The organism is Actinomycetota bacterium (genome assembly GCA_040905475.1).
Classification (GTDB): domain Bacteria; phylum Actinomycetota; class AC-67; order AC-67; family AC-67; genus DATFGK01.
Genome location: JBBDRM010000169.1, coordinates 40,014 through 50,865 on the forward strand (window position 1 = coordinate 40,014; position 10,852 = coordinate 50,865).

The 10,852-nt window shown below is 68.7% G+C and carries 12 protein-coding genes; 10 read left to right on the forward strand and 2 right to left on the reverse strand.

The window, feature by feature from the left end; genetic code table 11:
* The 3 genes from WEB06_20930 to WEB06_20940 are packed head-to-tail and all read left to right on the forward strand — an operon-like array spanning position 1 to position 2,633.
* Positions 1-840 (forward strand): sulfotransferase, encoded by an 840-nt coding sequence (locus tag WEB06_20930; GenBank protein ID MEX2558085.1) that lies wholly within the window; start codon positions 1-3, stop codon positions 838-840.
* Positions 828-1,802 carry a glycosyltransferase gene (locus WEB06_20935; GenBank protein ID MEX2558086.1) on the forward strand — a complete coding sequence of 325 codons (975 nt, stop codon included), beginning with the start codon at positions 828-830 and terminating at the stop codon, positions 1,800-1,802. The genes WEB06_20930 and WEB06_20935 overlap by 13 nt, the downstream gene beginning before the upstream one ends.
* Positions 1,803-2,633 (forward strand): sulfotransferase, encoded by an 831-nt coding sequence (locus WEB06_20940; protein MEX2558087.1) that lies wholly within the window; start codon positions 1,803-1,805, stop codon positions 2,631-2,633.
* 10 nt (positions 2,634-2,643) lie between these two features.
* On the opposite strand, the gene WEB06_20945 is transcribed toward WEB06_20940, so the two are convergent.
* A complete protein-coding gene (locus WEB06_20945) occupies positions 2,644-3,498 on the reverse strand; it encodes a sulfotransferase (protein ID MEX2558088.1) in 855 nt (284 codons plus the stop codon).
* An 88-nt stretch (positions 3,499-3,586) separates the two neighbouring features.
* Between WEB06_20945 and WEB06_20950 the strand changes: the two genes are divergently transcribed.
* Positions 3,587-4,165: a hypothetical protein gene (locus WEB06_20950; GenBank protein ID MEX2558089.1), complete on the forward strand. Its 579-nt coding sequence runs from the start codon at positions 3,587-3,589 to the stop codon at positions 4,163-4,165.
* Between the two features lie 55 nt (positions 4,166-4,220).
* Positions 4,221-5,471, forward strand: coding sequence for a sulfotransferase (locus WEB06_20955; protein MEX2558090.1), 1,251 nt, complete (start codon positions 4,221-4,223; stop codon positions 5,469-5,471).
* Between the two features lie 81 nt (positions 5,472-5,552).
* Here the strand turns inward: WEB06_20955 and WEB06_20960 are convergent, their stop codons facing one another.
* Positions 5,553-6,041, reverse strand: coding sequence for a hypothetical protein (locus WEB06_20960; protein MEX2558091.1), 489 nt, complete (start codon positions 6,039-6,041; stop codon positions 5,553-5,555).
* Positions 6,042-6,339: 298 nt separating this feature from the next.
* Here WEB06_20960 and WEB06_20965 point away from each other — a divergent pair, with 298 nt between their 5' ends.
* The 5 genes from WEB06_20965 to WEB06_20985 form a co-directional block, all read left to right on the forward strand.
* Positions 6,340-7,263, forward strand: coding sequence for a glycosyltransferase family 2 protein (locus WEB06_20965; GenBank protein ID MEX2558092.1), 924 nt, complete (start codon positions 6,340-6,342; stop codon positions 7,261-7,263).
* On the forward strand, positions 7,260-8,390 hold the full coding sequence (locus WEB06_20970) for a glycosyltransferase family 4 protein (protein ID MEX2558093.1): 1,131 nt from the start codon (positions 7,260-7,262) through the stop codon (positions 8,388-8,390). Before WEB06_20965 ends, WEB06_20970 begins: the two co-directional genes overlap by 4 nt.
* A gap of 73 nt (positions 8,391-8,463) precedes the next feature.
* A complete protein-coding gene (locus tag WEB06_20975) occupies positions 8,464-9,135 on the forward strand; it encodes a class I SAM-dependent methyltransferase (GenBank protein MEX2558094.1) in 672 nt (223 codons plus the stop codon).
* A gap of 19 nt (positions 9,136-9,154) precedes the next feature.
* Complete coding sequence (locus tag WEB06_20980; protein ID MEX2558095.1) at positions 9,155-10,561, forward strand: sulfatase-like hydrolase/transferase; 1,407 nt, start codon at positions 9,155-9,157, stop codon at positions 10,559-10,561.
* Between the two features lie 7 nt (positions 10,562-10,568).
* On the forward strand, positions 10,569-10,852 hold a 284-nt coding region (locus WEB06_20985), incomplete at its 3' end, for a hypothetical protein (protein MEX2558096.1).

Sequence of the window (10,852 nt, forward strand, 5' to 3'; positions counted from 1 at the left end):
ATGACTCCCCCGCTCCCGACTTTCCTCATCCTCGGCGCCATGAAGGCGGGGACGACGTCGCTCGCGTACTGGCTCGGCGAGCATCCCGACGTTTTCCTCGCGCCCGGGAAAGAGCTCCGCTTCTTCAACGTCCCCGAGCGTTGGGAGCGCGGGATCGACTGGTACCGCAGCCAGTTCGCCGGCGCGGAGGGGACACGCGCGGTCGGAGAAGCGACGCCCGGCTACCTCGGTCATCCGCAAGCGCCGGAACGTATCGCGAGCGTCGTGCCGGGAGCGCGACTGATCGTGCTGCTGCGCCACCCCGCCGATCGCGCCTATTCCCAGTACTGGCTCAACCGCGTGATCGGGAGGGAGACGCGCACGTTCCAACGCCTGATCGACGAAGAGATCTCGGGGACGGCTCCGGCCTACGGGTTCTACCTCGAGCGCGGCCGCTACCTGAAGCACCTGAACGAGCTGAAGGAGCACTTCCCCGAAGAGGCGATCCTGCCGCTGCTCTTGGACGACCTCAGTGCCGATCCGGCGGCGACCTACGCGCGGGCCTGCGCGCATATCGGCGTCGACGACGCCGTTCGCCCGCCGAACGTGGGGAAGGCCTACAACGCTCGCACCGCGTTGCGTTCCGGCACGCTTCAGAGCGCCGTGCGCAAGCTCCGCGCGCGCCGGCTCCTGTCGGCGTCGATCGCGGGGCGCCTCAACGCGTGGAACGGGACCGCACGACGAATGCCGTACCCGCCGATGGATCCGGCTATCAGGGCGACCCTGCTGGAGATCTACGATGATCAGATCTCGGGGCTCGAGCAGCTGCTGTCGCGGGATCTCTCGTCATGGCGTCGATGAAGCGCGCCGACGCCCCGCGCGTCTCGGTCGTGATCGCGACCTATAACCGAGTCGCGATACTCCCGCGCCTGGTCGCCGCGCTCGAGGCGCAGACCCTTCCCGCCGACCGCTTCGAGGTGATCTTCGTCGACGACGGCTCGCGGGACGAGACCCTGGAGGTCCTCGGCGGCCTCGCCCGGCGAAGCCCGCTTTCGATCGAGATCCTCGGAGACGGCCGCAACCGGCGGCAGGCGGCCGCCCGCAACATCGGTTGGGGGCGGGCTCGCGCACCGGTCGTCGCGTTCACCGACGACGACTGCGTCCCGACACCCGCCTGGCTCGAGCGGGGCCTGGAGGCGCTGGGATCGGAGCCGCGCATCGTCGTCGGCCGAACGATCCCCGACCCTGCCCAGCAGCATCTGGAGGGCCCATTCTCGCGGACGATCACGGTCCAGGACGCGACATACTTCGAGACCTGCAACATCTTCTATCGCCGCAGCGACCTCGAAGCCGCAGGCGGCTTCGACGAGGCCTTCAGCCGGCACGGGGGTGAAGACACCGACCTCGGCTGGCGCATCCGCCGCCGCGGCGTGGAACCCGTTTTCTCGCCCGAGGCGCTGGTGCACCACGACGTGAAGCCGAGCGACTTGCTCGCGGCGACCCGGGACGCGCTCCGCTGGACCGGCATCCCTCGCGTGGTCAGCCTGCATCCGGAAGGGCGTAGCTACCTGTTCGGCGGACTCTTCTGGAAGCCGTCTCACGCCGGCGCGATCGCCGCGGTCGCCGGCCTGCTGTTGGCACCGAGGAAGCGGGCGGCGCTGGCGCTTGCCATCCCGTGGATCTGGTATCGCGTCCGAACCGCGCCGCTCGCCCAGGGGCGGCGACAGCGGTGGCTGGTGCTTCCCGGCGCGCTTCTCGTCGATCTCGCGGAGGTCACGGCGATGGTGCGCGGATCGATCAGCTCGAAGACGATCGTCTTGTAGATGCTTCCGACCTTCCTGGTCATCGGCGCGATGAAGGCGGGCACGACGAGCCTCCACGCGTACCTGAAGGCACATCCGGATGTGTTCATGGCCGAGCCGAAGGAGCTCGAGTTCTTCGTCGAAGGCAAGAACTGGGAACGAGGAGTCGACTGGTACGAGAGCTGCTTCGCGTCGAGCGGTGACGCTATCGCTCGCGGCGAGGCGTCGACCTCCTACACGAAGCATCCGTTCTTTCCGGGCGTTCCCGAGCGCATCAGGCAGGTGCTGCCCGAGGCGCGCTTGGTGTACGTCGTTCGCCATCCCATCCGGCGCATGGTTTCGCAGTACCTCCATCACGTGGCGGAATACGGCGAGCGCAGGCCTGCCTCGGAAGTCCTCTTGACGAACCCGATGCTGTTCGCGTTGAGCGACTACGCGGCCCAGATCGATCGATACCTCGAGTCATTCCCGCGCGAGCAGATGTTGATCGTCACCAGCGAGGAGCTGGATGATCGCCGCGCCGCAACCCTCCGGACCATCTACGGCTTCATCGGAGTGGACGACCACTGGACCCCCCCGAACCTGGACGAGAAGCTTCACCGCACCGAGGACAAGCCCGCCCCGACGATCTTGGGCGACCGCATCCCCGCATTGCGGCGTCTCGCAGAGCGGCCGTCCACGCCTCCGCCGATCGCGCGTCGGCTGCGGCGGCTGACGACGCGGCACACTGCTCCCGAGTCGATTGCGGTTCCCCCAGCGGTCGAGTCGGAGCTCCGCAAGAGACTCGAGCCGAGCGTCGAGCGACTCCGCGCCTACATGCCCCCAAGCTTCGACGGCTGGGGGATCGGCTAGCTCCTCCCGTTCAGGCGCTCCACTCTGAGAGGTCGCGGCCGAGCCAATCGCCGAGCGCGCGGTTGGGTTCCGCGAATCGCTCCAACAGACGCGCGTACTGCGCTTCCTCGATCGGCGGATACGAGGCCTCGCGCTGCATCGCCCGCCACAGCCGGCCCGCGATCGGACGCGGAAGGCGGCGCCAAAGCCGATACCGGTGCATCAGCTTCCAGGCCCATTCCGGATGATAGGTGCGGTACGCATTCGACTCCTCCGTTCCCGGCGGGGCGGCCAAGGAGCCGTCGATGCCGAGGAAGCGACCGAGCTCGGCGTATGTCTCCTCGGGCGCCCGCAGGAGATCCTCGAAGAGTAGGACGAGCAGCCGCTCCCGGGGCGCGAATCCGACAACGCGCTGTAGCTGCTCGAGATACAAACCGCGGTCCACGTACGCGAACGGGCACATGCCGTCCGCGTATTCGCGGAGCCGGCTCGGTTCTGCGTCGAGGGCTTCGCCGAAGGAAAGGGTCTCGTGCTTGATCCGGCGCTCGTGCCAGTAGTGGGAGTATGCGCGGTGAACCGGGTGCCGGAGGATCGCGACGAGCCGGGCATCGGGCAAGACCTCGGTGAGCCTCCGGATCGCATCCGGGTGATACATGTAGGAAGGCGACTTCTCACCCACCACCGCCGCCGTTCCGGCGTCCCGGAACCGTCCGCGGTACCACGGCACCCCTCGCTCGAAGTTCTGGTCGAAGAAGTGCGGCTCTTGAGCGCAGAACGCGTCGGGGTGGGCGTTGAGATAGGCGCCGAGCGTGGTCGTCCCCGATTTCATGGCGCCGATGATGACGAATGTCGGCAGCCTCGGCTGCGGCACTCCGGCAGGTTCCATGGGGGTCATGCTACCGGCTGCATTCTGCCGGGCGGACCGCGTCCTCCCGCAGCCCGGTGTAAGATTCGGCTCCCTTCAGGGCCACACCATGAACGCTTCCCATCATTCGGTCTCACGACGGCGCACCGGCTCGCTGCTCCGCGCGGCCGCTGTGTTCGCCTTCGCGATCGTTCTCACGGCGTGCGGGGGCGACGAGGAGCCCGGAGCGCTGCCGACGACGCCCGGGACGACACCGGGAACCTCCACGCCGACGACGTCCGGGACGACATCATCGCCCCCGGTCGCTTTCGGTACGCCGACCAAGATCCCGAAGACCACCAAGCCGTCGCCTTCCGCAACCGCGACCGGAGGATCGATCGGCCGGCTGGATCTCACCTGCGCGCGCGGTGGCGTGGACACCCAAGGGATCACGGTCCAGACCGCCCCGGGTGGTCCCGCCGGGTTCAACACCCTCTACTCCGACGGCAGCTCGAGCGTGGATGGGAAGTCGGATTACAAGACGGGCTACGACGCCAAATTGATGACCGATAGCAGCGGCGTCTTCCGCAGCGTCTGGATCCCCCCGGCCAACGCCCCAGCAGGCCCGGCCATCGTGCGGGTCATCACCCAGGACGGAACGTTCGATCTGGTCTACACGCTCGAGGCGGGGAACGGGTCGTGCCCGTAAAGGGCTGAGCGCGACGGCATCGAACCCTTATCGGATGGGCTCCGTAGAAGGACCGATGCGCGATCGGATGATCTTCCTGGTCGGCGCACGCCGGAGCGGCACCAACTGGGTACAACGCATCATCGGCGCTCACCCCGAGGTCGCCCTGGTGCCCTCGGAGACCTATCTCTTCTCGCGAGGGATCAAGCCGCTCCGTGAACGCTTCCATCACGGGGTGTTGGGGTCGCCGGGAACGGCCTTCGTCTACATGGACCCCCAGGAGATGACCCGCGCGCTCCGCAACTTCTGCGACGGGGTTTTCCTGCCCTTCCTCAACGCCGTCCCCGGCGCGACCCGCTTGGCCGAACGAACCCCAGAGCACGTGACGTGCCTCGAACTGATCGGCGAGATCTATCCCGACGCGTGGATCTTGAACATCGTCCGCGATGGTCGCGACGTCGCGCGGTCTCTCATGAAGCAGCCGTGGAAGAACGCTCCGCACACGATCGAGGAGGCAGCGCTGGAGTGGCGTACCTCCGTGGAGGCGGCCGAGACCGCGAGCGCGGGCCTGGAACGCTTCCGGACCGTGCGCTACGAGGAGATGCTCGTGGAGCCGCAGGCTCACGTCGCGGAGCTGTTCGGATGGTTCGGTCTCCCGGCGGCACCGCAGATGGTCGAGGAGGCCCTCCGAGAGGCCAAGGTCGCCTTCAACCAAGACCCGACGTCCGGACAAGTGGGTGCCGGCAAGTGGCGCGAAAAGATCTCGGAGGCGGACTTGAACGCGCTGATGAAAGTGGCCGGCGAGACGCTCGAGCGCTTGGGCTATCTCGCGCCGGAGTCCGCGAGGATGACGCCCCGAGCGGCCACCGCCCGGATCCCCGAGCCACCGCTCCGACGGTTTCGTGGACGCCTGCGTGGCCGGGGGCGCGCGTATCGTGCGCGGAGCGATGTCTCACAGATCACGGATATCCAGCGGACCTTGGACCGCATCGCCGCCGCGGTCGTCGGCAGGCGCGCCAACGAACTGAATGAATCGCTCCTTGGGTCGGTCTTGGTGCGGGTCGTCGCGCCGGGCGGCGATTGGAAGGGCCGCGGCGGCGCCGCATGGGACCGGCTGGCGGAGGAGACCCGGAAGGACCCCGCGCTCGACGGTCGTCAGGTCTCTGGAGACCTGCATCCCGGCGTCCCGACCTCGACGGCCTTGATGAAGTTCGCGGCCCCCGACGGCTCCGTGCACCTCCGGATCCTGGCCGTGACCCTCGAGGACGGCCAGGTCGCCCGCTTGACCTACTACCGTTTCGCCGTCGAGAACGACGCGGGACGCTAATCGAACCCGTCCCAAAGTTCGGGCGCAAAGTTCGGGGGCCTGCCGCGAAGCGGCCAGGCCCCCGAAGGTTCTATCTCTCGATCAGGGCAGGAGCACGAGGGTGAACTGCGCCACCGTCGGACCGTTGCACTGCAGGAAGATGTGGTTGAAGAAGTTGCCGGCACCAACCAGGTCATCGGACCCGTTCTGCTCGATCAGGAACGGAGTCGCGAGTGGGTACGTGGTGAGCGGAGCAACCCAATCGTGGTTGAAGAACTTCGGGACGCCCGTCTGGGCGTTCGTCAGCGAGCCGAGCACGTTGATGTTGAGGTTCTGCACGAGGAGCGTCTGGTCGCAGAGCCCAACCGTGTCGGAGGTGCCTGCGCCGACGAAGTCGAGGAAGTAGGTCCCCCCGAGGTCGCCCTGACACGAGCCGCGGCCTTGAACCGACCACGAGTCGATGTTCCCTTGGACGACAACAACCGTGCCCGCTGCCGTGCAGACGATGGGCAGGGGCGCGGCACTTGCCGACCCAGCTGCCGCCGGCACGAGCAGTCCTGTCAACGCGAGCGCCGCAAGAATCCGGCGCACATAAGCCTTCTTTTGCATTGTCGCCCCCTCCCTGTGGGTGGCTAAACCGAACGCAGAACGTACGAGAGGTCTTGCTGCGATCCCCCTGGAGCCGTGCCTCACCTCCCCCTAGCCGGAAGGCACCATCGATTGAGATTCGCCTCAATCAAGCGAACCTCCTTCCCTCCTCGAAACTTTTCGTACGAGATGTGAGCTTTTCCACGACAGGGGCCGGAGGACGCCACTTCGGTTGTCCGTTTTGTGGGGGTTAAGAGGGCTCGCCGGGCGGTGAAGCGCCGTCGTTTAGACTCGTCCACCGATGGCCGCTGAGCGGGAACGGGTTGACGTCGGCGTGGTCACCTGGAACACGGCCGAGCTCACGGCCACGGCGCTCCGAAGCCTGCTCGATTCGGATCAGGGCTGCGACGTACGGGTCCTGGTTCGAGACAACGCCTCCTCGGATGGAAGCGCCGACGCGATCGCTCGGTCTGTCCCGGAGGCAGAGATCGAAGCCGGCACCGAGAATCTGGGGTTCGCTGCGGGGATGAACCGCTTGATCGCACGCTCCGATGCGCCGTGGTTCCTCGCGCTGAACCCGGACGCCTGGCCCGAGCCGGGGGCGATCGGCCGCCTCATCGAGGCCGCCCGCGCGCACCCCGAAGCCGCTGCGGTCGCTCCCCTGCTCCTTCGCCCCGACGGGGAGCTCGAGCACTCCACCCACCCGTTCCCGTCACTGCGGGTGGCGGCGGCGACCGCCCGCGGACCGAACAACATCTCCGACGAGGATGCGGACCGGATGATGCTGGTCGGACGCTGGCGCCACGACCGGGCGCGCGATGTGGATTGGGCGGTGGGCGCCGCGCTGCTCATCCCGCGCGTCGCGCTCGAGGATGTTGGACCCTTCAGCGAGCGCTTCTTCATGTACGTCGAGGACCTCGAATGGTGCTGGCGGGCGAGCAAGCGAGGGTGGACGATCCGCTTCGAGCCGGCCGCGCGCGTGATCCATGTCGGCAACGTCTCCGGTGCGCAGGCCTACGGCGACCGGCGGACGAAGGCCTACATGAGGAACACGTACCGCTTCTACCGGGCCGAGCACGACCTCACGGCGGAGGCCGTGTTCCGTGCGCTCAACATCCTCGGCTCGATCCGTGGATACCTGCGAGCGCGGCGGAGCGGCAATCCCGGCGCCGTTGCCTACTGGCGGCGTGAGCTTGGGGCGCATCTGCCCGCACGACGACGTTGAAGCCTCTGCACGTCGCGCTCGTCCACCCCTTCTCCTGGCCGGAGGTGCGCCGCGGGGGCGAGCGGTATCTCGCCGACCTTACGTGGTACCTCGAGCGCGCGGGACATCGGGTCGAGATCATCACCGGCACCGCCTGGCGGCCGGGCGCATCGACGGCCGGCCGCACGACGACCCGGAAGCTCAGACATCTGCCTCCCGGACCCCTCGCGCGACGCGGGTACGGCGAAGCCGAGACGTTCGGCGTGCGGGCGCTCCCCACCCTGCTTCGCGTCCGTGGCTTCGACCTCGTGCACGCCTTCGCTCCGACCGCGGCCATCGCGGCTCGGCTGGCGGGTCATCGCACGCTGTACACGGTGCTCGGGCACCCGTCGCGCGAACTCGTCGAAGCGCTCCCGCGTGAGAGCCGGCTCCTCCGCCGGGCCGTTCGCACGGCCTCGATGGTCGCCGCGCTGAGCTCCGCGTCGGCCCGCGCGACCGAAGCGGCGTTCGGGCGCAGGACGGAGGTGCTCCCGCCGGGCGTGATCATCGATCGGTTCCCGCTGCGAGCGGGGCCTCGGACCGGTCCGCCGCGGATCCTGTTCCCCGCGTTCGCGACCAATCCCGAGAAGGGGCTCGGAGCGCTGGTCGAGGCGTTCGACATCCTGCTCGATCGGATACCCGATGCGCGCCTGGTCCTCGCCGGGCCCGGCGACAACGCGTGGGCCTTCGAGCGGCTCGGCCCCCGAGCCGATCGTGTGCGGGCGGCGACCGACGTACCCGGCGTCGGCAACATCGAGGACCTCCCGGCCCGGTACGCCGGATCGACCGTCACGGCGCTCCCATCCACCAACGAGGCTTTCGGGCTCATCCTGGTGGAGTCGCTCGCCTGCGGGACGCCGGCCGTGTGCAGCGCGGAGGGCGGCATGCCGGAGATCGTCGATCGTCCCGAGGTCGGCCGGACGGCGCCGTTCGGCGACGCGCCCGCCCTCGCCCGCGCCCTCGAGGAGACGGTCGCACTGGCGGCCGAGCCGGGCACCCCGGCACGCTGCCGTGAGCACGCCATGCGGTGGGGTTGGGAAGAGCGGGTTGGCCCGCTCCACGAGGAGATCTACGCGACGCTCGTCCGCCGCGGACCCTCCGGACGCTGAAACACCCGAAACGAGCGAAGGATCGGCCTGCAACCCCTGAGACTGCGGAGACGAGCGGCTATGCTTTCCGGCCGTGCGACCCACCGTGAGGATGTTCGTCGAAGATGCGGTCGAGGCCCTTCCGATCGCAGATCCGGTCGTTGAGATCGGATCCCGGCCGGCCGAGGGACAAGAGCGCGAAGCCAACCTCCGGTCCCTCTTCGCCGGCCACACCTACATCGGGTGTGACTTCCAGGAGGGGGCCAACGTCGATCGGGTCGAGGACATCCACGCGCTCTCCTTCGCGGATAACAGCGTCGGAACGATCGTGTGCGTCGAGACGCTCGAGCACGTCGCCGATCCGCACCGGGGTGTTCGGGAGATCCATCGCGTGCTCAAACCGGGCGGCGTGGCGATCTTGACCTCGGTGATGTTCATGCCGATCCATGCTCACCCGTGGGACTTCTGGCGTTTCACCCCGGAAGGATTCCAGCTGCTGCTCGAGCCGTTCGAGAGCTCGCTCGCGTTCGGGTACGGGTTCGACCTGCTGCCCGAAGGCGTTCACGGCGTGGGCGTGAAGGGTCCCTTCGAGGAACTCCGGCGGGAGCGGTTCTCACGCACCGACGCCGCGTGCAAGCGGTGGGGCCAGGGCCATCCCGTGGATCTCGGCCCGATCCGGATGACGATCCCGCAGGTGTGGCGGTTCGCCGCTCGGAACACCCTCGACGCGATGCGCCGCAAGGCGGGACGGGACGGCCGTCGATGACTCCGGCCACCACTGGTTGATGCGCAACCTGATCCTCGTGGTCTACGACACCGCGCGTGCGGATAGCTTCGAGCCGTGGGGGGCGCCGCGGGGAGCAACGCCGGTCGCGGCCCAGCTGGCGCGCGAAGGTTCGGCACCTCCGCACGTCGTGGCGCCCTCGAACTGGACGCTCCCCTCGCACGCTTCGATGTTCACCGGGATGCTTCCCGGCGCCCTCGGACTGACGAGCGGGATCAAGAAAGGATCCAAGGTCGGCGTGAACTCGCGCGCGTTGCTCGAGGAACGGAGCGACCGTGTGCTCGCGGAGTTCCTGCGACGGCGGGGCTATGCGACCGGCGGCATCAGCGCCAACCCCTGGATCCACGAGGTCAACGGTTTCGCGACGGGCTTCGACCTCTTCCACAGCATCCGGGGTGTCGAGCGCAAGCCGCCGGGCCGGAGCCTGCGGACGCGGCTGGAGTGGGCGCTCGACGCGTGGCGAGCGCGCGCCGACGACGGCGCGACCACCGCCGGGCACGTCCTGCGCAAGTGGATGGACGATCGACGCACCGACACGCCGTTCTTCTGGTTCGTGAACCTGATGGAATGCCACGGGCCGTACCTCCCTCCCCGCCCGTTCAACGACCTCTCCGGGCTGCAGCGGATCGGCGCGGCGCTCGACGCCGCGCGGTATCAGACGCCGGAAGGCTCGTACCGGGTCACCGTCGGCGAGCGGCGCATGCCGGAGGACACGGTCCGGCGCACCCGGCACCTGTACGCGCGGGCGATCTTCCAGATGGACGCGTGGCTGGGCGGGATCACGGAGGAGCTGGACCGCCGTGGGATGCTCGAGGAGACGCTCATCGTGCTCGCGTCCGATCACGGCGAGAACCTCGGCGAAGACGGCATGGTCGGGCATCTGCTCTCGATGTCCGAGCGCTTGCTGCGGGTGCCGCTGATCTTCTCGTCGCCCGTCGAGCCGGGGCACGCCGGCCCGGTGAGCCTGGCCGAGCTCCCCGCGATGATCGCGGGAGCGCTCGGGATCGAGGACCATCCGTGGAGGGACGAGGTCCGGCCGGGCGGCGCCGCCGTCTCACAGGTGGCGGGGCAGATCATGCTCCCCGAGAAGGAGGCGCTCGCACGCGCGTGGGGGATCCCCGACGAAGCCATCCGACGCATGGCGAGCTCGATGACCTCGGCGACGGACGGCCGGTTCAAGCTGATCCGCGACGAGGGCGGCGAGCGCTTGTACGACCTCGGCTCCGACCCGGCGGAATCCCGTCCGCTGGACGCCGCGACCGAGCCTGCAGCCGCAGCCTTACGCGCCGCGATCGACGAGGTCGAGTCGTACGCGCCGGCGGAGCCGGCCACGGAGACACCGGCCGCTACGGGCGACGACGAGGCGGCCGAGCTCGAGGAGCGGCTCCGGCAGCTCGGGTACATCTGACGTCGCCGTGACCCGGATCCTCGTACTCTCGAACATGTACCCGCCCCACCATCTGGGCGGCTACGAGCTCGCCTGCCGGGATGTGATGGACCGGCTCCGCGGGCGCGGCCACGAGATCGGGATCCTCACGACGACGATGCGGCTGCCCGACGTCCGCGAACCCGCCGACGAGCGCTCGCGCGGCATCCACCGCGACCTCGAGTTCTATTGGGACGACCACCGGCTGGTCTCTCCTCCGTTCGCGCGCCGGCTCGCGACAGAGCGTGGGAACCAGCGCGGGGGGGGGGGGGG

Coding starts and splice junctions, on each gene's coding strand:
- WEB06_20930 (MEX2558085.1), top strand. CDS start 1: ATGACTCCCCCGCTCCCGACTTTCCTCATCCTCGGCGCCATGAAGGCG.
- WEB06_20935 (MEX2558086.1), top strand. CDS start 828: ATGGCGTCGATGAAGCGCGCCGACGCCCCGCGCGTCTCGGTCGTGATC.
- WEB06_20940 (MEX2558087.1), top strand. CDS start 1,803: ATGCTTCCGACCTTCCTGGTCATCGGCGCGATGAAGGCGGGCACGACG.
- WEB06_20945 (MEX2558088.1), bottom strand. CDS start 3,498: ATGGAACCTGCCGGAGTGCCGCAGCCGAGGCTGCCGACATTCGTCATC.
- WEB06_20950 (MEX2558089.1), top strand. CDS start 3,587: ATGAACGCTTCCCATCATTCGGTCTCACGACGGCGCACCGGCTCGCTG.
- WEB06_20955 (MEX2558090.1), top strand. CDS start 4,221: ATGCGCGATCGGATGATCTTCCTGGTCGGCGCACGCCGGAGCGGCACC.
- WEB06_20965 (MEX2558092.1), top strand. CDS start 6,340: ATGGCCGCTGAGCGGGAACGGGTTGACGTCGGCGTGGTCACCTGGAAC.
- WEB06_20980 (MEX2558095.1), top strand. CDS start 9,155: ATGCGCAACCTGATCCTCGTGGTCTACGACACCGCGCGTGCGGATAGC.